The sequence below is a fragment of the Stenotrophomonas daejeonensis genome (assembly GCF_001431505.1).
GTDB classification, from domain to species: domain Bacteria; phylum Pseudomonadota; class Gammaproteobacteria; order Xanthomonadales; family Xanthomonadaceae; genus Stenotrophomonas; species Stenotrophomonas daejeonensis.
Window position 1 is genome coordinate 1 of the sequence record NZ_LDJP01000050.1, and the last position, 23,025, is coordinate 23,025.

The 23,025-nt window shown below is 70.2% G+C and carries 23 protein-coding genes; 10 read left to right on the forward strand and 13 right to left on the reverse strand.

Annotated features, from left to right (window positions below; translation table 11 throughout):
- Positions 1–112: 112 nt before the first annotated feature.
- From ABB34_RS08735 to ABB34_RS08745, 3 genes are read right to left on the reverse strand one after another with little or no spacing between them, the layout of a single operon-like run.
- The gene (locus ABB34_RS08735; RefSeq protein WP_057640961.1) at positions 113–748 is read right to left on the reverse strand and encodes an HAD family hydrolase; all 636 of its coding nucleotides are present in this window, start codon (positions 746–748) and stop codon (positions 113–115) included.
- 38 nt (positions 749–786) lie between these two features.
- Positions 787–1,494: a pseudouridine synthase gene (locus ABB34_RS08740; protein WP_057640933.1), complete on the reverse strand. Its 708-nt coding sequence runs from the start codon at positions 1,492–1,494 to the stop codon at positions 787–789.
- Positions 1,491–2,546: a class I SAM-dependent methyltransferase gene (locus ABB34_RS08745; protein ID WP_057640934.1), complete on the reverse strand. Its 1,056-nt coding sequence runs from the start codon at positions 2,544–2,546 to the stop codon at positions 1,491–1,493. Before ABB34_RS08745 ends, ABB34_RS08740 begins: the two co-directional genes overlap by 4 nt.
- 175 nt (positions 2,547–2,721) lie before the next feature.
- Here ABB34_RS08745 and ABB34_RS08750 point away from each other — a divergent pair, with 175 nt between their 5' ends.
- Positions 2,722–3,294, forward strand: coding sequence for a DUF3016 domain-containing protein (locus ABB34_RS08750; RefSeq protein WP_057640935.1), 573 nt, complete (start codon positions 2,722–2,724; stop codon positions 3,292–3,294).
- A gap of 87 nt (positions 3,295–3,381) precedes the next feature.
- Here the strand turns inward: ABB34_RS08750 and alr are convergent, their stop codons facing one another.
- Together alr and ABB34_RS08760 are read right to left on the reverse strand one after the other, a co-directional pair.
- Positions 3,382–4,452: an alanine racemase gene (alr, locus tag ABB34_RS08755; protein ID WP_057640936.1), complete on the reverse strand. Its 1,071-nt coding sequence runs from the start codon at positions 4,450–4,452 to the stop codon at positions 3,382–3,384.
- A complete protein-coding gene (locus ABB34_RS08760) occupies positions 4,452–5,720 on the reverse strand; it encodes a D-amino acid dehydrogenase (protein ID WP_057640937.1) in 1,269 nt (422 codons plus the stop codon). Before ABB34_RS08760 ends, alr begins: the two co-directional genes overlap by 1 nt.
- Before the next feature lie 151 nt (positions 5,721–5,871).
- Between ABB34_RS08760 and ABB34_RS08765 the strand changes: the two genes are divergently transcribed.
- The gene (locus ABB34_RS08765) at positions 5,872–6,351 is read left to right on the forward strand and encodes a winged helix-turn-helix transcriptional regulator (RefSeq protein ID WP_057640938.1); all 480 of its coding nucleotides are present in this window, start codon (positions 5,872–5,874) and stop codon (positions 6,349–6,351) included.
- A 3-nt stretch (positions 6,352–6,354) separates the two neighbouring features.
- On the opposite strand, the gene ABB34_RS08770 is transcribed toward ABB34_RS08765, so the two are convergent.
- Positions 6,355–6,738 (reverse strand): hypothetical protein, encoded by a 384-nt coding sequence (locus ABB34_RS08770; protein WP_057640939.1) that lies wholly within the window; start codon positions 6,736–6,738, stop codon positions 6,355–6,357.
- Positions 6,739–6,813: 75 nt separating this feature from the next.
- Here ABB34_RS08770 and msrB point away from each other — a divergent pair, with 75 nt between their 5' ends.
- The 5 genes from msrB (at position 6,814) to ABB34_RS08795 (ending at position 10,078) form a co-directional block, all read left to right on the forward strand.
- Positions 6,814–7,320 (forward strand): peptide-methionine (R)-S-oxide reductase MsrB, encoded by a 507-nt coding sequence (msrB, locus tag ABB34_RS08775; RefSeq protein WP_057640940.1) that lies wholly within the window; start codon positions 6,814–6,816, stop codon positions 7,318–7,320.
- A 74-nt stretch (positions 7,321–7,394) separates the two neighbouring features.
- Entirely contained in the window at positions 7,395–8,249 is an 855-nt protein-coding gene (motA, locus tag ABB34_RS08780; RefSeq protein WP_057640941.1) for a flagellar motor stator protein MotA, read from the forward strand.
- Between the two features lie 3 nt (positions 8,250–8,252).
- On the forward strand, positions 8,253–9,215 hold the full coding sequence (gene motB, locus ABB34_RS08785) for a flagellar motor protein MotB (protein ID WP_057640942.1): 963 nt from the start codon (positions 8,253–8,255) through the stop codon (positions 9,213–9,215).
- Positions 9,216–9,290: 75 nt separating this feature from the next.
- A complete protein-coding gene (locus ABB34_RS08790) occupies positions 9,291–9,785 on the forward strand; it encodes a hypothetical protein (protein ID WP_057640943.1) in 495 nt (164 codons plus the stop codon).
- Positions 9,786–9,802: 17 nt separating this feature from the next.
- Entirely contained in the window at positions 9,803–10,078 is a 276-nt protein-coding gene (locus tag ABB34_RS08795; RefSeq protein WP_057640944.1) for a DUF4031 domain-containing protein, read from the forward strand.
- A 106-nt stretch (positions 10,079–10,184) separates the two neighbouring features.
- On the opposite strand, the gene ABB34_RS08800 is transcribed toward ABB34_RS08795, so the two are convergent.
- Entirely contained in the window at positions 10,185–10,727 is a 543-nt protein-coding gene (locus ABB34_RS08800) for a DUF6630 family protein (protein WP_057640962.1), read from the reverse strand.
- A 126-nt stretch (positions 10,728–10,853) separates the two neighbouring features.
- Between ABB34_RS08800 and ABB34_RS08805 the strand changes: the two genes are divergently transcribed.
- Entirely contained in the window at positions 10,854–11,099 is a 246-nt protein-coding gene (locus tag ABB34_RS08805) for a DUF3297 family protein (protein WP_057640945.1), read from the forward strand.
- A 90-nt stretch (positions 11,100–11,189) separates the two neighbouring features.
- On the opposite strand, the gene ABB34_RS08810 is transcribed toward ABB34_RS08805, so the two are convergent.
- Together ABB34_RS08810 and ABB34_RS08815 are read right to left on the reverse strand one after the other, a co-directional pair.
- Positions 11,190–12,833 (reverse strand): Na+/H+ antiporter, encoded by a 1,644-nt coding sequence (locus tag ABB34_RS08810; protein WP_057640946.1) that lies wholly within the window; start codon positions 12,831–12,833, stop codon positions 11,190–11,192.
- Between the two features lie 223 nt (positions 12,834–13,056).
- Positions 13,057–16,005, reverse strand: coding sequence for a bifunctional diguanylate cyclase/phosphodiesterase (locus ABB34_RS08815; protein WP_057640947.1), 2,949 nt, complete (start codon positions 16,003–16,005; stop codon positions 13,057–13,059).
- Positions 16,006–16,283: 278 nt separating this feature from the next.
- Here ABB34_RS08815 and ABB34_RS08820 point away from each other — a divergent pair, with 278 nt between their 5' ends.
- Both ABB34_RS08820 and ABB34_RS08825 read left to right on the forward strand, forming a co-directional pair.
- On the forward strand, positions 16,284–18,377 hold the full coding sequence (locus tag ABB34_RS08820) for a M13 family metallopeptidase (RefSeq protein ID WP_057640948.1): 2,094 nt from the start codon (positions 16,284–16,286) through the stop codon (positions 18,375–18,377).
- A 459-nt stretch (positions 18,378–18,836) separates the two neighbouring features.
- Complete coding sequence (locus tag ABB34_RS08825) at positions 18,837–19,439, forward strand: hypothetical protein (RefSeq protein ID WP_057640949.1); 603 nt, start codon at positions 18,837–18,839, stop codon at positions 19,437–19,439.
- A 38-nt stretch (positions 19,440–19,477) separates the two neighbouring features.
- Here the strand turns inward: ABB34_RS08825 and ABB34_RS08830 are convergent, their stop codons facing one another.
- From ABB34_RS08830 to ABB34_RS08845, 4 genes are all read right to left on the reverse strand, one after another.
- Positions 19,478–19,822 carry a hypothetical protein gene (locus ABB34_RS08830; RefSeq protein ID WP_057640950.1) on the reverse strand — a complete coding sequence of 115 codons (345 nt, stop codon included), beginning with the start codon at positions 19,820–19,822 and terminating at the stop codon, positions 19,478–19,480.
- A 36-nt stretch (positions 19,823–19,858) separates the two neighbouring features.
- Positions 19,859–20,632 carry a LytR/AlgR family response regulator transcription factor gene (locus ABB34_RS08835; protein ID WP_057640951.1) on the reverse strand — a complete coding sequence of 258 codons (774 nt, stop codon included), beginning with the start codon at positions 20,630–20,632 and terminating at the stop codon, positions 19,859–19,861.
- Complete coding sequence (locus tag ABB34_RS08840; protein WP_057640952.1) at positions 20,622–21,878, reverse strand: sensor histidine kinase; 1,257 nt, start codon at positions 21,876–21,878, stop codon at positions 20,622–20,624. Before ABB34_RS08840 ends, ABB34_RS08835 begins: the two co-directional genes overlap by 11 nt.
- A gap of 369 nt (positions 21,879–22,247) precedes the next feature.
- Complete coding sequence (locus tag ABB34_RS08845; protein WP_057640953.1) at positions 22,248–23,009, reverse strand: YiiX/YebB-like N1pC/P60 family cysteine hydrolase; 762 nt, start codon at positions 23,007–23,009, stop codon at positions 22,248–22,250.
- Between the last annotated feature and the right edge of the window lie 16 nt (positions 23,010–23,025).

Sequence of the window (23,025 nt, forward strand, 5' to 3'; positions counted from 1 at the left end):
AATGACAGTTGACTCCTACGACAGTCCGTAGGTCGGGGCTACGCCCCCGACGCTCTAGGCATGGGACACGAAGCCGTCGGGGGCGTAGCCCCGACCTACGTCGCAAGCAGCCTCAGGCCGGCAAGGTCAACAGCGGCTGCAACAACCCACGCACCTCGTGCAGCGAGTCGGCAATGCGGTGGCCCAGCGCGCGTACGCCTTCGTCCGGCACCAGCAGGTCGGGAATCTGGATGACGTGCATGCCGGCGGCCAGCGCGGCGCGCACGCCGGTGGGCGAATCCTCCAGCGCCAGGCACTGCGCCGGGTCCACGCCCAGCTTGCGCGCGGCCAGCAGGTAGATGTCCGGCGCCGGCTTGGGGTGGGCGACGTCGCTGCTGGTCGCCACGTGCTCGAAGTAGCGCAGCAGGCCGGCGGCTTCGAGCTTGCGCAGCGCCAGCGGACGGCGGGTAGAGGTGGCTACCGCACGCGGGATGCCGTGGGTGGCCAGCGTGTCGAGCAGCTCGATGATGCCGGGCCGGTGCGGCACGCCGGCGGCGACGATGCCGTCGTAGCGCGCATACGAGTCGTGCAGCAGCGCATCGACTGCATCCATGCCGACGCGGCCGGCGATGCGCGCGCGGGTATGCGCGTCGCTGGAGCCGATCAGCGACAGCAGGAAATCTTCCGGCAAGTCGTGGCCGGCCGCGCCGCCCGCCTGCGCGAGGCAGCCCAGCAGCGCGCGCTCGCTGTCGAGCATCAGCCCGTCCATGTCGAAGACCACCGCCTGCGGCAGCGTCGCCAGCGCGATCACGGCATTGCTCCGAACAGGGTCTCGAGGTCGGCCGCGGACAACGCCCGCCACTGCCCTTCCGCCAGCTCGCCCAGCCCCAGCCCGCCGACGCGGCTGCGGTGCAGCGCTTCGACGTGGTTGCCGACCGCGGCGAACATGCGCCGCACCTGGTGGTAGCGGCCTTCGTGCAGGGTCAGCCGCGCGCTACGCGGACCGAGCGTTTCCAGTTCGGCCGGCAGCAGCGGCTTGTCCTCCGATTCCAGCATCAGCGTTCCGCTGGCGAAGGTGGCCGCTTCGTCGCCACGCAGGTCCTGCGCCAGTTGCGTCTCGTACACCTTGTCCAGCTTCGACTTCGGCGACACGATCCGGTGCAGCAGCGCGCCGTCGTCGGTCAGCAGCAGCAGGCCGCTGGTGTCGCGGTCCAGCCGCCCCACCGGCGACAGCAGCGGCGAGCGCTCGCGGAAGCGCGGCGGGAACAGGTCGTAGATCAGCCGGCCGTGGTCCTTGGTCGAGCAGGTATAGCCGGTCGGCTTGTGCAGCATCAGGGTCAGGCCCGGCGGCGGGTCCAGCGGCTCGCCGTCGATGCGGATGGCGTCATGTTCCACCTTGTCGTCGGCGTACAGCACCTCGCCATCGGCGTCGGTGACGCGGCCCTCGCGGAACATCAGCTGCACCTGCTTGCGGCTGCCGTAGCCGAGATTGGCGATGTGCTTGACCAGCTTCATGCGCGGCCCCCGCGGGTGCCGACGATGACCTTGAAACCGTCGCGCTCGGCGGCCACCCGCACCTGCCCGAAGCTGTCGTTGAGGATCTGCTCGTAGGGCAGGTGCCGGTTGGCGACCATGAACAGCCGCCCGCCGGGGCGCAGCGCCTGCGCGGCCACGGCGATGAAGCGCTGGCCAATGTCGGGCCGGTCCTCGCGCGCCGGGGTGTGGAACGGCGGGTTGGAGACGATGAAGTCGTAACGGCCGTCGATGCCGGCGGTGACGTCGTGCCAGCAGAAATCCAGCTGCGCGGCGCTGCCGGCGAGGTTGCGGCGGGCCAGTTCCAGCGCGCGCGATTCGGCTTCGTACAGGTCCAGCGCGGCGACCTTCGGGCAGCGCGCCAGCACCTCGGCCGACAGGTAGCCCCAGCCGGCGCCGAGGTCGGCGCCATGCCCGGCCAGGTCGGCCGGCAGTTGTTCGGCCAGCAGCGCCGAGGCCGGGTCGATGCGGTCCCAGGCGAACACGCCGGGGCGGCTGTGGAAGCGGCCGTCGAGGATGGCGCGCGGCGCATCCAGCGCGGCCCAGCGCTTGCGCAGCGCCTCGTCGTGGCCGCCCTCCAGCGGCGCGGTCCAGAACACGCGGCAGTGGTTCTTGGTCAGCTTGCCGCCGAGCCCGGCCAGTTGCTGCAGGTCGCTTTCGCCGGAGCGCGCGCCCTCGTTGTTGGACTGGCAGGCCACCAGCACGCCGCCCGGCGCCACCCGTTCCAGCGCCCGCGCCAGCAGCGCGCGGGCCTCGTCGCGCTGGCGCGGCGGCAGCACCAGCACCAGCGGGTAGCGCGCGTCCGTGGTTTCCAGCGCCGCCTCGTCGCGCACCTCCCAGCCGCCGCGCTCCAGCGCCTGCGCGAACGGGCGGAAGCTCTGCACGCAGACCAGTTGCCCGGTAGCGGCATGCTCGCGCGGCGGCCAGCCTTCGCGGGCGCGCAGGAACAGCACCGGCCCCTGCGGCCAGTCCAGCGTGCCGTGGGCGAAGGGAAGGAAAAGGGTCTGCAGGGGAGCGTCGTGCGAAGCGGACATGCCGGTGCCGGGTCAAAGCGAACGCGCATTCTACCGGCCCGGGGTCCCGTGCCCGCCGGCCGGCGTGGCCCAACGATGAACCATCCGCAACCCGGCGCCGCCGGCCGCCGCCGAAACCATTGTCCGGCCCCACGTTCGCGCCCACACTCGGGGTATCCCGCCAACGGAGACAGCGATGAAAAGCACGACATTTGCCGGGCTGGCGCTGGCCGGCCTGCTCGTGGCCGGTATCGCCGATGCCCGCCCCGCCAACAACGTGGCCGACCCGCAGGCACCGCGCGCCCTGCCCGCCGAGGGCCCGGTGCAGGTGCAGTGGAACGACCCGGCCGGTTTCACCGAACTGCGCTACAGCCGCAACCGCTGGGAAGCCCAGCGCGGCGACTGGGTGACTAAGCTGGCCGAGCACCTGCGCAAGCGCGCCAGCGGGCAGCTGCCCGAAGGCCAGCAGCTGGCGGTGACCCTCACCGACATCAAGCGCGCCGGCGACTACGAGCCTTGGCATGGACCCAATTTCGACGACGTACGCTTCATGCGCGACATCTACCCGCCGCGGATCAGCCTGCAGTTCATCCTGACCGACGCGCAGGGCCAGGTGCTCGACCAGGGCGAGCGCAAGCTGGTGGATAGCGGCTACCTGTACGGCAGCACCCGCCTGTCCGACACCGACCCGCTGCGCTACGAGAAGCGCCTGCTCGACGATTGGCTGCGCCGCGAGCTGCGCGAGGACCGCGCCACCGCCGGGCTGTAAACCAGCCCGTAGGAGCGCACCTTGGTGCGCGATGGGCTTTCCCGGTAATACCCCATCGCGCACCAAGGTGCGCTCCTACGTTTCTTGCTACAGATAGACCTTCTCGGCGCGCTTGAGGCTGCACGGCAGCCGGTAGGCGCTGGTGTTGCAGCGCGGCGCCAGCTCGGACAGGGTCGGCGCATTGCCCCACAGCTGCACCACGCTGCCCAGCCCGGCCTGCGGGTGGTCGTTGAGGTCCACGGTCAGCATGTCCATCGACACCCGGCCGATCAGCCGTCCCGGCACGCCGTCGATCAGCACCGGGGTGCCGTTGGGCGCGAACTGCGGGTAGCCATCGGCATAGCCCATCGCCACCACGCCCACGCGCGTGGGTTTTTCGGCGACGAAGCGCGCGCCGTAGCCCAGCGGCTCGCCGACGCCGATCTCGCGCACCGCGATCACCCGCGACTGCAGGGTCATCACCGGACGCAGCTGCGCGGCGTGCGGGCTTGGCTGCGGGTACAGCGGGTCGGCGCCATACAGCATCAGCCCCGGCCGCACCCAGTCGCTGCGCACCTGCGGCCAGCCCAGCAGCGCCGGCGAATTGCACAGGCTGGTTTCGCCGGCCAATCCGTCGATGGCACGGGCGAAGGTATCCACCTGTTCCTGCGTACGCGCACTGTCCAGTTCGTCGGCGCGGGCGAAGTGGCTCATCAGCACCATCGGCCCGACCTGCGGCAAGGCCGACAGGCGCGCGTGCGCGGCGCGGAACTCTTCGACCGAAAGGCCCAGCCGGTGCATGCCGCTGTCCAGCTTCAGCCAGACGGTCAGCACCGCCTCGGTGCGGAACGCGGCCAGCGCGTCCACCTGCCATTGCGAGGCCACCGCGGTCCACAGGCCGTGCTCGACGATCAGCGGCAATTCGGCGGCGTCGAAGAAGCCTTCCAGCAGCAGCACCGGCTTGGTGATGCCGGCCCGGCGCAGTTCCAGCGCCTCCTCGATGCAGGCCACGCCGAAGCCATCGGCCTCGGCTTCCAGCGCGCGCGCGCAGGCCACCGCGCCGTGGCCGTAGGCGTCGGCCTTGATCACCGCCAGCGCCTTGCCGCCGCCCAGTCGCCGCGCCAACCGGTAGTTGTGGCGCAGCGCCTCCAGATCGATCAGCGCCTGTGCCGGGCGCATCAGCGCGGTCCCCCGCTGCCGTAGCGGAAGATGTCCAGCCCCTCGCTGCTGATCTGCGGCGTGCGCCCACCCATCAGGTCGGCCAGGTAGCGGCCGGAGCCGGCGGCCATCGTCCAGCCCAGCGTGCCGTGGCCGGTGTTGAGGAACAGGTTGCGGTACGGCGTAGCACCAATCACCGGGGTGCCGTCGGGCGTGGCCGGGCGCAGGCCGGTCCAGAACTCGGCGCGCGACAGGTCGCCGCCGTGCGGGTACAGGTCATTGACCACCTTTTCCAGCGTGGCGCGGCGGCGCGGGTCCAGCGACAGGTCGAAGCCGGCCACCTCGGCCATGCCGCCGACGCGGATGCGGTCGGCGAAGCGGGTCACCGCCACCTTGTAGCTCTCGTCGAGGATGGTGGAGGTGGGCGCCAGCGCCGGGTCGGTGATCGGCAGGGTCAGCGAGTAGCCCTTCAGCGGGTACACCGGCAGGCGCAGGCCCAGCGGCGCCAGCAGCAGCGGCGAGTAGCTGCCCAGCGCGACCACGTACTGGTCGGCGGTTTCCAGCGTGCCGTCGATGCGCACGCCGGTGATGCGGTCGCCGTCGCGTTGCAGCGCCTGCACGTCGTGCCCGTAGCGGAACTCGACGCCGGCCTGCTCGGCCAACGCGGCCAGCTTGCGGGTGAACAGCTGGCAGTCGCCGGTCTGGTCCTCGGGCAGGCGCAGCGCGCCGACCAGTTTGTCGGCCACCTGCGCCAGCGCCGGCTCGGCGCGGACGATGCCGGCGCGGTCCAGCACCTCGTAGGGCACGCCGTACTCGGCCAGCACCGCGATGTCCTTGGCCGCGCCGTCGAGCTGCTGCCGGGTGCGGAACAGCTGGGTGGTGCCGAGCTGGCGGCCTTCGTAGTCGATGCCGGTGGCCGCGCACAGTTCATTGATGCAGTCGCGGCTGTAGTCGGACACCCGCACCATGCGCGCCTTGTTGATCGCGTAGCGGCCGGTGCTGCAGTTGCGCAGCATCTGCCACATCCAGCGGTACTGGGCGAGGTCGGCGGTGGGGCGGATCGCCAGCGGCGCGTGTTCCTCGAACAGCCACTTGATCGCCTTCAGCGGCACGCCCGGCGCCGCCCACGGCGAGGTGTAGCCGAACGACAGCTGGCCGGCGTTGGCGAAGCTGGTCTCCAGCGCCGGGCCGGGCTGCCGGTCCACCACCGTCACCTCGTGGCCCGCCTGCCGCAGGTACCAGGCACTGGTCGTGCCGATCACACCGCTGCCGAGTATCAGAACCCGCATCACCCTCTCTCCTGACCGCATCATTCCCTGCACAACCGGAGGCAGGGGCCATGAATGGCGCAGTATAGGCACGCCGATCCAGTCGTTTTTTCCGTATTGAGCGGTGAATACAGTGTATTTTCCCGCAACGACCACCCGAGGCAGAGAACGAATGGCCGCCCGCACCCGCGAACTGGACAAGATCGACCGCAAGATACTGCGCATCCTGCAGGCCGAGGGCCGCATTTCCTTCACCGAACTGGGCGAGCGCGTGGGCCTGTCCACCACGCCCTGCACCGAGCGCGTGCGCCGGCTGGAGCGCGAGGGCGTGATCACCGGCTACTACGCGCGGCTGGACCCGCAGTACGTCAAGGCCGGGCTGCTGGTGTTCGTGGAGATCTCGCTGGCCTACAAGTCCGGCGACATCTTCGAGGAGTTCCGCCGCGCCGCGCTGAAGCTGCCCAACGTGCTGGAATGCCACCTGGTCTCGGGCGATTTCGACTACCTGCTCAAGGCCCGCATCAACGAGATGGCCTCCTACCGCAAGCTGCTCGGCAGCACCCTGCTGAGCCTGCCGCACGTGCGCGAGTCCAAGAGCTACATCGTGATGGAAGAGGTCAAGGAAACCCTGAGCCTGCCGATCGCCGAATGACGCTCAGGGGCTGCCGTCGTCCTGCTTGACGATGCGCTGCCCGTCGCCGCTGGGCACGGTGTCGTAGTAGCGGCCGGTGCGGGTGTCCATCACCCGGTTGGCACCGGCCTGGCGCATGCCGTTCATGCGCTGGCCATGCGCGTCGTAGACCGGCCGCTGCGCCGCCGGCCGGGTAATCGGCCTGGGCGTGGAGGCCTGCGGCTTGCCCACCGTCGGCGGTTCGTCGCGTTGCGTGCGCTCACCCGCCTTGTCGTCGTTGCTCCTCGACGGCTGCGGCAGGCTCACCGGCCGGGTCTCGGTGGGCGATGGCGGCTGCCGGAGCTGGGCCTGCGCCGCCAGCGGCACCGCCGCGGCCAGCAACAGCGCCAACGCGTGCGCACGTTTCATTCACGTCTCCCTACGATCCGGCAGGAAACCCGAGAGTATGCTTCCGGTTCGGCATCGAGCAAGGTGGAGCGGCAGATGGGCAACAGCGAGAACGGCGGCGCGGGCGCGGCCCGCCATCCCGGTTACGACCTGGCGCCTCCCGGCGATGCCCAGCGCGCCGCGCTGGTCGATGCGCTGAGCGAGGAGGAGCGGCGCGTGCTGCTGCACCACGGCACCGAGGCGCCATTCTGCGGCGTGTTCCTCGACAACAAGCACGAGGGCACCTACTGTTGCCGCCTGTGCGGGCTGCCGCTGTTCCGCTCCAGCGCCAAGTTCGACTCCGGCACCGGCTGGCCCAGCTTCTTCGCCCCGTTCGACCCGGCCCACGTCCGCCGCCTCCACGACCGCAGCCACGGGATGGAGCGCACGGAAATCGTCTGCGCCCGCTGCGGCAGCCACCTCGGCCACGTGTTCCCCGACGGGCCGCCGCCGACGTTCGAAAGGCATTGCCTCAACTCGGTTTCGCTGTCTTTCGTCGACCGCGGCGCACCGTGGCCCGACCCGCTGCGGCGCGGCGGCGCCGAAGCGGCAAGCGCCGACTGAGTTCACGTTTTCGCATTACAGAAATCCCCGGTCCGGCCGACAATGGGGTGTCCCCCCTTCCGCTCCGGTTCCCCATGCTCATCATCGTCGGTCTGCTCGTCGTCGTCCTCAGCGTGCTCGGCGGCTATGTCGGCGCGCACGGGAAACTCGGCGCGCTGTGGCAGCCGTTCGAGCTGGTCATCATCGGCGGCGCGGCGCTGGGCGCGTTCCTGGTCGGCACCCCGGCCAAGACGGTCAGGCAGACCCTGCGCGCGGTGGTCGGCGTGTTCAAGGGGCCACGCTACAAGCGCGACGACTACCTGGACGTGCTCAGCCTGCTGTACGAGCTGCTCAACAAGGCCCGCCGCGAGGGCTTCATGTCGCTGGAGGAGCACGTCGAGAACCCGGCCGGCAGCGCGCTGTTCGCCAACTACCCCAAGGTCCTGGCCGACCACCACCTGATCGACTTCATCACCGACTGCCTGCGGCTGATGATCGGCAGCAACATCGAGCCGCACGAGCTGGAGCCGCTGCTGGAGCTGGAACTGGACAAGCACCACCACGAGGCGCTGGAGCCGGCGCACGTGCTGACCAAGGTCGCCGACGGCCTGCCCGGTTTCGGCATCGTCGCCGCGGTGCTGGGCATCGTCATCACCATGGGCGCCATCGGCGGGGACATCAAGGAGGTCGGCGCGCACGTGGCCGGCGCGCTGGTCGGCACCTTCCTCGGCATCCTGCTCGGCTACGGCTTCATCGGCCCGATCGCGGCCGCGGTGGAGGCCCGCGCCGAGCAGGACGCGCGCATCTACGAGTCGGTCAAGACCGCGCTGCTGGCCTGCCTGCGCGGCTACAACCCGAAGATCGCGCTGGAGTTCGCCCGCAAGACCGTGCCCTCGGCGCTGCGCCCGGGCTTCAGCGAGTTCGAGCAGCACCTGAAGTCGGTCAAATAAGCCATGGCGAGCAACGATGCCAAGCCCACGGTGATCGTGCGGCGGGTGAAGAAGGTGCAGGGCGGCGGCCACCACGGCGGTTCGTGGAAGGTGGCCTATGCCGACTTCGTCACCGCGATGATGGCCTTCTTCCTGGTGATGTGGCTGCTGGCCTCCACCACCCAGCCCGAGCGCGCGGGCATTTCCGAATACTTCCGCAACCCCAGCCCGCTCAGCGGCACCAGCACCACCGCGGCACCGGGCATGGCCGGGCCGGGCGGCGCCAGCACCTCGATGATCAAGCTCGGCGGCGCCACCGACATCTCCCGCGGCAACAGCAACGACCCGTTCCAGAACCAGCGCGAGGCCATCCCCAACCCGGTGGACGAGCGCGAACGCGAGAAACAGCGGCTGGAGGCGCTGAAGCAGGAGCTGGAGGAGGCCATCGACAAGAGCCAGGCGCTGGAGCCGTTCAAGGACCAGCTGCTGCTGGACATCACCCCGGAGGGGCTGCGCATCCAGATCGTGGACAAGCAGAACCGGCCGATGTTCGACGTGGGCAGCGCCAAGCTGATGCCGTACACGCGCGAGATCCTGCGCGAGCTGTCGCGCTTCATCAACCAGGTGCCCAACCACATCAGCATCAGCGGCCACACCGACACCACCGCCTATTCCACCCAGAGCGGCTACAGCAACTGGGAGCTGAGCGCCGACCGCGCCAACGCCGCGCGCCGCGCCCTGCTGGAAGGCGGCATGGACGAGGCCAAGGTGGCGCGCGTGGTCGGCCTGGCCTCGTCGGTCCTGTTCGACAAGACCGACCCGCAGAACCCGATCAACCGCCGCATCAGCATCGTGGTGATGACCCGGGAGGCCGAAGCCGCGGCGCTGTCGAACATCGCCGCGGTGCCGCTGGACGCGCCGGACGCCGCCGCCATTCCCGAGGCCGCGGCGCCGCCGGCGGACGCCACCACGCCCGGCATCGACTAGCCGGCGCGGCGGCATTCCGGCATCGCCGCGGGCGGCCGCCTACAATGGCGGCCGTTTTCCCTTACCGAGCAGCCCATGTCCCGCAATTCCAAGGCCAAGCGCGACCAGCGCAAGAAGCAGCAAGCCCGCCGTCCGTTCCTGCGCCTGGACGCGCAGCAGCAGGTGCAGAACCACGCCGTGCTGACCAACGAGGAAGGCCACGTGGTCGCCGCCATCGGCCTGCAGGGCCGGCAATGGCTGCTGTCCATCGGCGGGCAGACGATGGGCAACGCCGACAACCCGGTGCCGATGCTGGCCATGCTCAAGCACCTGGCCAACGTGCAGGAGAAGGAAGGCCGCACCGTCAACCTGGAACATTCGCCGCTGCTGCAGCAGCTGCTGGACGCGCTGGCCGCCGAGCAGGGCGTGAGCGCCGACGACTACCTGACCGCGCAGGTCGCCGAGTTCGAGAACGTCGAAGGCGAGGAAGCGGTCGCGGCGGCCGGCGATCCGGCCGAAGCCGTTGCCGACGGCGGGGTCGAAGCCGAAGCCGAGGCCGAAACCGCCGACGGCGACAAGCCGCAGGCCTGAGCCGCGGGCCGCGCACGGTGGCGGTCTACATCGACGATGCGGTGCATCCCTGGCGCGGCGAGCGCTGGGCGCACCTGATGGCCGACACCCTGCCCGAGCTGCACGCGCTGGCGCAGCGGCTCGGGATCCCGCGCCGCGCCTTCCAGAACCGCCCCAGCGGCGCGCACTACGACGTGCCGGCACCGCTGCGCGAACAGGCCATCGCCCTTGGCGCGCGCGGCATCTCCCGGCATACCGACCGCGAGCTGCTGCGCGCGGTCATCGCCAACGCGCGCGCGCAATACAACCCGTAGCTGCGGGGCTTGCCCCGCAGGCTCTTCCCGCCCACAGACTCTGCCCTGCCACCCGCTCCCGTGCCTGCGGGGCAAGCCCCGCAGCTACGCGGCAAGCCGCCGGCGCTCAGAACGGGTCGCTGCCCGGCCGCACTTCCACGCCCAGCAGCGAGCACAGCGCCAGCATCGCCTCGTCGTCGCGGCGGAGCGCGATCCAGCCGGCATGGGCGTCCTCGCCGGTGTTCCAGGTCCACAGGGTGTAGCCATGCTCGCGCAGGCGATCATGCGCGGTCGCCAGCAGCGCGGGTACGTCGATGGTCTCGGCGAAATCCTCGTCGTCCAGGTCGCCGCCCCAGTCCACGCGCAGGTTCCAGCGCGCGGCCAGCTCGTCGATCACCGCCACCAGCGAACCGGTGTCCTGCCCGTCCACGAAGAAGCCCGAACGCCAGTCGATGGCGTCCTTCAGGTCCCACAGCCACTGCTCGTCGCCGGCCTCGTGCTCGGCCCCGGCGCGCGCCTCGCGCCAGGCGTCGAACTGCTGCAGCGCCAGTTCCTCGTCACCGGGATTGAGCAGCCACAGCAGGTTCCATACCCGTGCCGGGTGGTCGTCCTCGTCGAAGGTCGGCTGCAGCTCGTCGGGATCTTCGTAATCGGCGCTGTTGTCGGGCATGGCGGTTTTCCACGGGATGGCGGGCATTCTGCCGCCGCGCGCGCGCCGGCGGAAGCGGCCGCGCCGGCGCAGCGGGTATCCTTGCGCACCGAAGCCGGCCACGGTGGCCCGCAGCGAAACCCGAAAATGAGCGATACCCCTCCCGACCGCCTGGCGGTCAACCCCACCAGCCCGTTCCACGACCCGGCCATGCTCGAGCGCGGCGTCGGCGTGCGCTTCAACGGCATCGAGCGCGACGACGTCGAGGAATATTCGGTCAGCGAAGGCTGGATCCGGGTGCAGGCCGGCAAGGCCCGCGACCGCCGCGGCAACCCGATGACGCTGAAGATCAACGGCTCGGTGGAAGCGTATTTCCTCGAACTGAACAAGTAAGGCGGGCAACGCCGCGCCCGGCAGCGTCCGGCGCACGGCCGCGGCGCCCTTCTCCCGCGAAGGAAGAGGGGCGCTGCCCACGGACCCCGCTCAATCCCGCTGCCGGCTTTCCAGCAGGTCCAGGTTGCGGATCAGCCTGCGCGCGACCTCGTCGGACAGCTGCCCGTGCCGGACCAGCCGGAACAGCTCCTCGCGCTCGGCGTTGAGCCCGGCCGCGCGCAGGCTGCGGTAGGCCTGCTCCATGCGCCGCACCTTGCCCGGGTCCTCGTCCGGGCCCTGGCCCTTCTCCAGGTTGCGCTGGTACAGCAGGCTCACCCGCGCCGCGGCGTCGTTGTAGAGCTGCATGCGGGCGGTGGGCTGGCCCTCCACCAGTTGCTGGCGCACCTTCTCCACCGCCACCAGCGCAGCCTTGGAGGACAGCTTGCGGGCCAGGTCCTCCTCGCGCCGGGCGCTGTCGTCCTTCGGCAACTCCAGCCCCTTCAGCAGCCGTGGCAGCAGCACGCTGGCGGCGAGCAGCGATATCAGGATCACCGCCGCGGCCAGGAAGATCACCAGGTCGCGCGCCGGGAACGGCTCGCCGCTGGGCAGCAGCAGCGGCAGGGTCAGCACGCCGGCCAGGGTGATGGCGCCGCGCACGCCGGCCACCGACATCGCCAGCACCACGCGCGTCGGCGTATGCGCGCGCTGTTCGCCGCGCATCCGCGCGCGCAGCAGGTTCCAGCGCAGCGACAGCCACACGAACACCAGCCGCAGCAGCACCAGCGTCACGCTGATCGCCGTCACGTAGATCAGCAGCCACCACCATTCGTGGTGGCCGGTGACCGAGATCGTCGCCACCGCGCGCTGGACGATGCCCGGCAGCTGCTCGCCCAGCAGCACGAACATGATGCCGTTGAAGCTGAACTGCACCGTGTTCCACACCGCCGTGCGCTGTACCCGCATGCTGCCGCTGACCCGGCCGCTGAGCTCGACGTAGCTCATGCTGATGCCGGCGGCGACCGCGGCGAGGATGCCCGACGCCTCGAACTCCTCGGCTAGCAGATAGGCGGCGAACGGGATCAGCAGGTTGACCAGCAGCGCGGCGCCCGGCTCCTCGCCGAACCGGCGCCACAGCCAGCGCTGCAGGGTGGACACGCCCAGGGTCACCACCACGCCGATGGCGAGGCCGGCGAAGGCCACCCACAGAAAGGTCAGCGACGCCTGCGCCAGCGAGAAGCTGCCGGTCATCACCGCCGCCACCGCGAAGCTGAAGCACACCAGGCCCGAGGCGTCGTTGAGCAGCGACTCGCCTTCCAGGATGTGCATCAGCCGCTTGGGGAACGGCACCCGCGCGGCGATGGCGCCGACCGCCACCGGGTCGGTCGGCGAGATGATCGCTGCCAGCGCGAACGCCACCGCCAGCGGCATCACCGGGATCAGCCAGTGGATCAGCAGGCCGGCACCGAGCACGGTGAACACCACCAGCCCGAACGCCAGCTCCACGATCGCGCCCTTGTCGCGGAACAGCCCCTGCTTGGGGATGCGCCAACCGTCCAGGAACAACAGCGGCGGCAGGAACAGCAGGAAGAACACCTCCGGCTCCAGCGCGTGGCCGCGCTTGAACACGCCGGAGATCAGCGCGCCCAGGGCGATCTGCACCAGCGGCAGCGGCAGGGAAAAGGGGAGGATTCTTACCAGGTAGCCACTGGCGACCACCGCCACCAGCATCGCCAGAACGACTTCAATCGTGTGCATGCGTGTTCCACGGAAGTCGCCACCACGACGGCAGGCTGCCGACGCCGGCAGCGACGGTTGGATGAATGCAAAAAAACTACCACAGCCGCCAACGGCCGAAGACGGCGGTCTGCAACCACTGCCCGTGGGACGGGGCTACTCCCCCGGCTTCGCTGCGCATGGCGCGTCGGGGGCGTAGCCCCGACCTACGGAGAGTGGCGGCGGAGGTCGCGGGCGTCTCCGCTCACGCCCCGTCGCACGACAGCGCCAGCAGCGCGATCACCTCGGCCAGCGGCATCGGCTGGCCCAGCAGGTAGCCCTGCACCTGGTCGCAGCCGTGCGCCACCAGCCAGTCCAGCTGCGCCTGGTTCTCCACGCCCTCGGCGATCACCACCAGCCCCATGCTGTGGCCCAGCGACAACAGCGCGCGGCAGATGGCGGCATTGCGCGGGTTGCGCTCGACGTCGGTGACGAAGCAGCGGTCGATCTTCAGCGAATCCAGCGGCAGGTGCTGCAGGTAGGACATGCTGGAGAAGCCGGTGCCGAAGTCGTCCAGCGACACCGCGATGCCGCGGGCGTTCAGGCTCTTCAGCACCTGCATCGCCTGCGCCGGGTTGTGCATCAGGCAGCTCTCGGTCAGTTCCATCTGCAGCGCGCCCGGCGCCAGCCCGTTGGCCTCGGTGGCGGCGACGAACTCGCCGAGCAGGTCGCTGTTGAACAGTTGCACCGCCGACACGTTGACCGCGATCGGCAGCCCCGCCCAGCCATGCGCGGCCAGCTCGCGCTGCGCCCGCGCCGCGGCCTGGATCACCCAGCGGCCGAGCACGATGATCAGGCCGGTGTCCTCGCACAACTGGATGAAGTCGGACGGCGGGATGAAGCCGCCGTCCGGCTGCGGCCAGCGCAGCAGCGCCTCCAGCAGCGCCGGGGTGCCGTCGGCGGCATGCCGGATCGGCTGGAAGTGCAGTTCGAATTCGTCGCGGTCGATGGCCCGGCGGATGCGCCCGGCCAGCTGCAGCCGCTCGGCGTGGCGCGCGGCCATGCGGCAGTCGAAGCGCGACACCACCACGCCCTGCTCGCGCGCGGCATGCGCGGCCTGCGCGGCGCGGCCCAGCACCTGGTCGGCGCGCTCGCCGTCATCCGGGCAACTGGCCACGCCGATCCGCGGCTCCAACTGGTGGAACGAATCGCGCCCGCGCACCGGTTCGGACGCCGCTTCCAACAGGGCCTCCAGCGCCGCCTGCGGGTCGTGCCCGGCGGTCACCGCGACCACGAAGTCCTCCGCCGGCTGCCACGCGGTCAGGCCATGCCGCGCGCCCAGCGCGCCGAGCCGGCCGACCATCGCCTGCAGCACGTCCTCGCCGGCCTCGCGGCCCAGCGTGTCGGTCACCAGCCGCAGCCCCCGCAGTTGGATGTGCAGGATGGTGTAGCCGCCGCCGTCGGCATCCAGCTGCTCGGCCAGCGCGCGCACCGTCAACAGGCCGGTGTCCGGGTCGTGGCTGGCGCGATAGGCCAGGTCGCGCTCGTAGGCCAGCCGCTGGCTGACGTCCTCGGCCAGCGTCAGGCACGCGGCGCGGCCGTCGAATTCCAACTGCGCCATGTGCCCGACCACCTCGAAGGTGCTGCCGTCCTTGCGCCGGTGCATGCGCACCCGCGGCGCCAGCGCGCGCCCGTGCCCATCGAGCGCATCGTCGCGCGCCTGCTTGACCTCGCTCCACTCCTCCTCCGGGCGGATGTCGAGGATGGTCATGGCCAGGAATTCCTCGCGGCTGTAGCCGTACTGTTCCATCGCCGCGCGGTTCACCTCCAGGAACTGCAGGGTGTCCACATCGAAGATCCAGAACGGCGCCGGGTTGCGGTCGAACAGCAGCCGGAACTGGCGCTCGGCCTCCTGCGCGCGCTCCTGGTTGCGCAGGTGCTCGCTGACGTCGACCACCGCGCCGGCCAGGCGCCGCCCGCGCTGGCTGTCCACCCGCTCGCCGCGCACCGACAGCCAGCGCAGCCCGCCATCGGGCAGCACGAAGCGGTAGGTCATGTCCAGCGCTTCCTCGCCGTTCCAGGCGCGCGCCAGCTCTTCGCGCAGGAGCTCGCGGTCCTCGTCGCAGACCTGCCCCAGGAACGCCTCCAGCGAGGCGCCGCGCAGCTCCAGCCCGAACATCTGCCGGGTGATGTCCGACCAGTGGACCCACGCGCCATCGCCTTCGATGGACCACGTGCCGACCTTGCCGACCTTGTGCGCCAGCGCCAGTTCCGCCGCACCGGCGCGCAGTTCGTCGGTCAACCGTGCCTGCCGCCGCGCATTGCCGCGCACGCTGTGGAACAGGTAGGCGAAGCCGGCCAGGTACAGCAGGAACAGGCCGATGGCCACGTACAGGTAGGTGCGCCAGGGCGCCATCACCTCGTCGTAGGACAACGCCGCGAACAGGAACAACGGGTAGTCGCGCGGCACGCTCAACGCGACAATGCGGCGCACCCCGTCCATCGGGCTGTCTGCCACCCCCAGCGCCAACGTCTGCTCCGAGGCCGGCGGCAGCCGCAGCGGGCGCGGCAGCGGGCGTTCCACCGCGGCCGGGTCCAGACTGTGCGCCAGCAGGTGCCCGTCACGACTGCCGATCGAAACCACCCCGAGCCGCCCCGTGTCCAGGCCACTGACTACACGCTGGAACACGGCCAGGCGTATCCGCGCCAGCAGCCACTGATCCGGCTGCATCGGCACTGCGGCCAGCAGCACCCTGCCACCTTCGGCGGTCGCCTCCAGCCCGCCGACATACAGATCACCGTCCATCACCCGGTTCTGCGGCAATATCCACTGCGGCAACGTCGGGTCACCGCGGCCGCCGGACAACGGGTTGCCGGCATTGTCCACCAGGGCAATCGTGGCCAGGTCGGGGTTGCGTTCCAACATGCCGTGGATGCTTGCCGCCAGCAACGCGGGCGCCTGTTCCGGCGTCTGCCGGAAATACTCGCGACCATCACGGGCGGCACCACGCAACGCGCGCTCCATCGTGCTCAACTCGGCCCGCAGCAGGCGGTCGCTGCCGGCGGCCAGCGCCATGCTCTGCCGTTGCGCGGCCTGCATGCGGTTGGCATGGTCGCTCCACAACATGGCGGCCAACATGGCCGCCAGCAGCAGCGCGATGACCGCGCCGAACACGGAAACCGAGCGCAGCGGATGCGCGATGCCCCGGCTCACCGGGCCGCTCTCCGCATCTGTGATCGGCTGTTGGTCGTTTTCGGCACCCGTGTCTCCGGAAAAGCAGGCAGCGCCCTGCAAGGCCGGAATACCCCGCCTCGCGTACACGCCCGGATCGACCGCAGCATGCAGCACAAAACCGCCGGCGTGAAGCCCGCGTGCACGCCATCGCCGCCGAGTGCCCGCATTCGGCACATCCACGCGCGGGCGCCGGCATCGGCGATGCGGCACCAACGCCCTTAAACTCGGGCCTTCATCACCAACCCGGTAATACACCAATGGTCCTGCAACGTCCCCTGCTGGTACTGGCAATCGGCGCCGCCCTCGCCCTGAGCGCCTGCGACAGGAACCCCGCCCCGGCCGCATCCACGCCGCAGGCACAGGCATCGGCATCGAAGCCGCAACTGGGCAGCTTCGGCTTCGATGCGGCGGGCATGGACCGCAGCGTCGCCGCCGGCGACGACTTCTTCGATTACGCCAACGGTGGCTGGGTCAGGAACACCGAGATCCCGGCCGACCGTTCCAGCTACGGCAGCTTCAACGTAATCGCCGAGAAAACCCTGGCCGACACCCGCGCGATCATGGAGGAAGCCGGCAGCGCCGACGGTGGCGAGGCACGCAAGGTCGGCGACTACTACGCCGCCTACATGGACGAGGCCGCCATCGAGGCACGCGGCATCGCGCCGCTGCAGCCGCAGTTGCAGGCCATCGCCGGCATCGGCGACCGGCAGGCGCTGGCGCGCGCGCTGGGCGGCAGCGTGCGCGCAGACGTGGACCTGCTCAACGCCACCAACTTCTACACCCCGCACCTGTTCGGCGTGTGGGTGTCGGTGGACCTGCTGCAACCGCAGCGCAACGCGCCCTACCTGGTGCAGGGCGGGCTGGGCATGCCCGACCGCGACTTCTACCTGGAAGGCGGGCGCATGGCCGAGCTGCGCAAGGCCTACCAAGGCTACGTGGCGCGGCTGCTGGAACTGTCCGCCGACGCCGCCGCCGCGGCCAAGGCCGCGCGCATCGTTGCATTGGAAACGAAGATCGCACGCGCCCACGCCACGCAGGAGGACACCAACGACGTCGAGAAGGGCGCCAATGCGTGGAAGCAGGCCGACCTCGGCGCGAAGGCGCCCGGCATGGACTGGGCCGCGTTCCTCGATGCGGCCGGGCTCTCGGCGCAGCAGGACTTCATCGTCTGGCAGCCGCAGGCCGTGGCCGGGCTGTCCAGGCTGGTCGCCAGCGAACCGCTGGACGCGTGGAAGGACTACCTCGCCTTCCACGCGCTGGACGAAGCCGCGCCGTACCTGCCCAAGGCCTTCGCCGATGCGCACTTCGCCTTCCACGGCACCGCGATGAACGGCACCCCGCAGCAGAGCGAGCGCTGGAAGCGCGCGGTGGCGCGGACCAACGACGCCATCGGCGAGGCGGTCGGAAAGATCTACGTCGAGCGCCACTTCGACGCCGCCACCAAGGCGCGCGCCGACGAGATGGCGAAGAACATCATCGCCGCCTTCGCCAGGCGCATCGACGCGCTGGAATGGATGTCGCCGCAGACCAAGGCGCACGCCCAGGCCAAGGTCGCCGGGCTCAAGGTCGGCATGGGCTACCCGGACAAGTGGCGCGACTACAGCGCGCTGGACGTGAAGCGCGACGACGCGCTGGGCAACGCGCAGCGCGCTTCGCTGTTCGAGTACCGGCGCAACCTCGCCAAGCTCGGCCAGCCGGTGGACCACGGCGAATGGGCGATGCTGCCGCAGACCATCAACGCGATGAACGTGCCGCTGGAGAACCGGCTGGTGTTCCCGGCCGCGATCCTGCAGCCGCCGTTCTTCGACGGCGCGGCCGACGATGCGGTCAACTACGGCGCCATCGGCGCGGTGATCGGCCACGAGATCAGCCACGGCTTCGACAACGCCGGCGCGCTGTTCGACGAAACCGGCAAGCTGCACAACTGGTGGACGGCCGACGACCTGAAGCAGTTCAACGCCGCCGGCGACGCGCTGGCCGCGCAGTTCGGCGGCTACGAGCCATTCCCCGGCGTGCACGTCAACGGCCGCCTGACCCTGGGCGAGAACATCGCCGACGTGGCCGGGCTGGCCACCGCGCACGACGCCTATGTGCTGTCGCAGCAGGGCAAGCCGGCGCAGGCGCTGGAAGGCTTCACGCCGGACCAGCGCTTCTTCCTCGGCTTCGCCCAGGCCTGGCGCAGCAAGGCGCGCGAGCAGGCGCTGCGCAACTCGCTGCTGACCAACGTGCACGCACCGGGCCAGTTCCGCGCGCTGACCGTGCGCAACCTCGATGCGTGGTACCCGGCCTTCGACGTCAAGCAGGGCCAGCAGCTGTACCTGGCGCCGGAGCAGCGGGTGAAGGTCTGGTAAGCAGACCTGCCGCACCGGTCATGGAAACGGGCGCCGCGGCGCCCGTTTCCGTTTGCCGCCACGTCCCCCCCCTTTCCCGGCGCACTCACCGTGGATGCGGGGATCGTAGATGCGGGGCTCGCCCCGCATGGAGCTTTCCCGACGAAGCCCCGTGCCGGGCAAGCCCGACACCTACGGCCGGGTCGCTTTCCGAATGTACCGCTCGGGTACCACCGGCACCTGTATGGGCACTCACGGCATTCTCGTGTGCGCTCGCAACATCACTTGCGTCTTTCATCTTTCATTTCCATTGGTTGCGTCGTGACGCACCGCAAAACACCCTGACCGTCACCGGCATTGCCCGGAAATTTCCTGCGCCTGCCCCATTGCCAAGCCGCGCGAAAATGCTAGAAATGAAGGCGCCTGACCGTTTCACGCCGTATCCGCTCGTTCCAGATTCAGTACCTGCAGGAGCTCGACATGATCGCGTTGTTCAAGGGTTTGGGGTTGTTGCTGCAAGACAATGAGCTGTACCGCAGTCCGTTCGAGAAACAGGTCGAACACTGGAAGAACCTGAGCGACGAGCAGATACGCGAGGAAGTGGGCGTGCTGGCCCGGGCCAAGTGCCAGTGGCTGATCGCCTCCATCGTGCTCTGGCAGGCCGCCTCGTTGCTGGTGCTGGGGCTGATCACCAGCTACCTGTGGAGCGACGACTACCACATCACCTTCACCCGCGTGGTCATCGTGCTCGGCTCGTGGGTGTCGATCCTGTTCGTGATCTGGTTCATGGCCAACATGTTCGACCACACCGCCGGCTTCGAGCGCTGGATGAAGGCCTTCAACAGCCGCGCGCGCATCAGCTCCGACGCCGACAGCGTGGAGACCGTGGCCGAGGCGCTGGAGATGGCGCAGCACTACCCGGAGGTGCTGGACTACAAGCAGGCGGTGAGCGCCCGCCGCGAGCTGCGCCACGAGGACATCCGCATCATGCGCGAGCTCGGCCGCATGCGGCAGCATTCGGAACTGGTCGGCAAGCTCAACCACATCGGCGACGACGGGCTGCGCCTGCAACCTGCGTTCTGACCGCCACCGTTCTCCGCACCTGCCCCGCAACGCCGCGCTCAGTCGCGGCGTTGCGCGTTGCGGGCCCGCACCTGCTGGCCGAAGCCGGCCGGCAGCCCCTGCACTTCACGCATGCCGCCCACGCCCACGCTGAAGTCGTCCAGCGCCAGCCGCCGGCACAGCTCGCCGGCGGCCTCGTCGCGGCACTCCTCGCGGTAGAGCCGGTAGAAGCAGCTGCCGCTCTCGCTCTGCAGGCACTGGAACCGGGCCTTGCCGGCGGACACCGTGGTGCGGCTGAGCACGGCCGCCTCGCCGCTGACGCGGATGATCGACGTCTGCCCCTGCGGCTCGCGGTAGCCCAGCATCGCCAGCAGGCTGCCGAGCAGGACGGTCAGGTAATGCATGGCACTCCTCCCTCGTGTATCGCGTATATCGCGGACTCACATGCCGCGGAACAGGCTCATGAACGCCTGGCTGACCACCAGCGTCTCGCTGCGGCCCTTCAAGCGCAGCACGCCGCGCCCGCTGTCCTCGCGCTCCACCGCCGCCACCGCCTTCATGTTGACGATGGTCGAACGGTGCACCTGGCGGAAGCACTGCGGGTCCAGCACATCGGCCAGCTCGCGCAGCGGGCTGCGCAGCAGCAGTTCCTCGCTGGCGGTGACCACGGCGGTGTACTTGCTGTCGGCGCGGAAATACAGCACGTCCTCCAGCATCACCAACCGCGTCTGGCGGCCGCTGCTGGCGGTGATCCACGCCAACGGCGGCGCGACGGCCTTCTCCGCCGGGCGCCGCGCCAGCTGCTCCAGCAGCCGGTCCAGCACCTGCCGGTCCGGCGTGCCGGCCTGCAGGCGCGCGAGCAGGCGCTGGCGCGTGGCCAGCAGGCGTTCGTCGGCCACCGGCTTGAGCAGGTAATCCACCGCGCCGCGCTCGAAGGCGTCGATCGCGTACTGGTCGTAGGCGGTGACGAACACCACCTGGGTCCGCGGGCTCAGGGTTTCCAGCGCGCGGGCCACGTCGATGCCGGTGACGCCGGGCATGCGGATGTCGAGGAAGGCCAGGTCGGGCTTCAGGGTTTCCAGCGCCTCCAACGCGGCGGCGCCGTCCTCGCATTCGGCGACGATGCGCAGTTCCGGCCACAGCCGCTGCAACTGCGCGGCCAGCGCCTGGCGCAGCAGCGGCTCGTCCTCGGCGATCAAGGCATCAAGATGCATGGGGCAACTCCGGCGGCAACGCGCCCTTGTGCGGCAGGGTGAGGGTCGCGGCCGCGCCACTGGGAAAATTGGACACCAGGGCGAAGGCCGCCTCCGGCCCGCAGGTCAGGCGCAGGCGTTCGCGCAGGTTCTTCAGGCCGATGCCGGTACCGCTGCTGCTGCCGCCGAAGCCACGGCCATCGTCGGCCACGGTGATGTGAACCTGCCCGTCCGCCTCGCGCGCCAGCAGCCAGATGGTGCCGCCGCCGGACTTGGGCTCCAGCCCGTGCTTGATCGCGTTCTCGACCAGCGTCTGCAGCGCCATCGATGGCAGCGCGACGTCGCGCAGGGCCTCGGGCACGTCCACCTGTACCGCCAGCCGTTCGCCCATGCGGATGCGCAGGATCTCCAGGTAGGCCTGCACCCGCTCCAGTTCCTGCCCCAGCGTCGACAGCGACTGGTCGATGCCCGGCAGCGAGCTGCGCAGGTACTGGATCAGGTGGCCGAGCATGCGCTCGGCGCGCTCGGGGTCGGTGCGGGTGAGCACCTGCGCGTTGGCCAGCGTGTTGTAGAGGAAGTGCGGCTCGACCTGCGCATGCAGCAGGTTCAGGCGCGCCACGCTCAGTTCCTTCTCGGCCTCGGTACGCGCGGCCGATTCGCGCTCGTCGCGGCGCTGCTCGGCCACGCGCTGGCCCAGCGCCCGGCTCATGGCGTCGGCGTTCTCGCGGTTGCTGCCCTCGTCGGCCAGCAGCAGGTCCACCCAGGCGCCGGCGTCGGGCTCGAACAGCAAGGCCACGCTGCTGGTGCCCTCGCCCGGCGTCACCGTCGCCGACACCCGGTCGCGCTTGACCGCCAGCCATGCCAGCGGGTTCCAGCGCGACGGCGGGCGCGTGTTGTAGGAATCGGCGCGCGCGATCCTGGCCCGTACCTGCAGGCTGCCGGGCGAGCTTTCGATGTCCATCACCCGCGGCAAGCCGGCCACCACCGACTCGACCAGTGCGAAGGCCTGCCCGGCATCGAGCGGCAGTTCGATCCGGCGCTGCTGGCGGCTGGACAGGCTGTCGTGGTCCAGGCGACCGGCCACCAGCTTGACCCGGCGCAGGTGGCTGGCGGTATTGATCGCCGCCAGCACCAGCAGGCCGACCACCAGCAGCACGAACACCGCGCCCGGGCCGCCGAACAGGTTCGACCAGAGGACGCCGAGCACGATCAGCGCCAGCACCCAGGCCACGAGGATGCGGAGGCAGAACCACAGGCTGGCGATCATGATGGCGTTCCCGGCTGGACAGTGGCGCCGAGCATAGGCGCTGCGCCGGTGCGTACAAGCGGCATGCGACGAAAGCGGGAAATAGGGGGATGAAGCCGTGCTGCCGGGAGCGAGCGTAGAAGTGTTTCAAGCCCCTCTCCCTCCGGGGCGAGAAGGCACGGCTTGCGCGCCACTGGCGTGGGCCGGGGCGCGGAGCGGGGGTTGGGGAGAGGGTACGGGCAAAGCCGCGTGCAACCTGACGGCATCAGGCTTCGCCCGTACCCTCTCCGGCGCTTGCATGCCACCTCTGCGTCATGCCCTTCGGGGCGGCTTCGCCGTGCAGCTTGGCAGTCCTGCCAAGCCGCCTCGCGCAGGGAGAAGGGAAAAGCATCAAGCCCCCTCTTCGCTCCACTGCAATGCACGGTAGTCGAACCCGGCATGCAGCCGCGGCTTGACGATGTCGAAGAACGGCGACACGTCGAAGTCGCGCGGGGTGTAGAGGCTGTAGTTGCGGATGTGCAGGATTTCCTGCCGCTGCTCGCGCCCGCCGACGTGGCCGAGCACGGTTTCTATCTCGGGCAGGATCGGGTAGCGGATCGACTCGAATGCCTGCGCCAGCAGGGTCGAGCAGATCGCCTTGGTCGGCTCGCCGCTGCCCAGCGCGATCAACCGGCGGCGCATGTGCGCCGGCACCGGCGGCTGCCGGATCAGGTAGCGCGCCAGGTCGAACACGTTCTTCAGGTCGTAGCTGTGGCCGATGCGCGCGCGCATGTAATCGACCAGCCGGTCGACCGCCTCCGGCGGCAACCCCTGCGGGCGGCAGATGCGGGTGTGCTGGTGGGCGAACTCGCTCAGGCCGATGCGCCGCACGCCCTGCTCCACGTCGGCGTCGATCAGCATCGGCCGTGGCGGCCCGCCCTCGGCCAGCGGTTCCTCGCCGATGTAGAGCGCGGCATGCGACCAGGTGGACTGGGTGAGGTACTTGATCGCGGTGGCGAAGCGGCTGTTGCCCTCCACCAGCAGCACGTCGCCGCGCTGCAGGGTGCGCGCCAGCAGGGCCGGGTCGCTGGTCGACGGCCGCGTCTGGTGCGGGCGCGGCTGGGCGAGAAAGCGCGCCATCCGGCGCCCGGCGAAACGCAGTAAAACACCCATGTCCACTCCTTGCGCG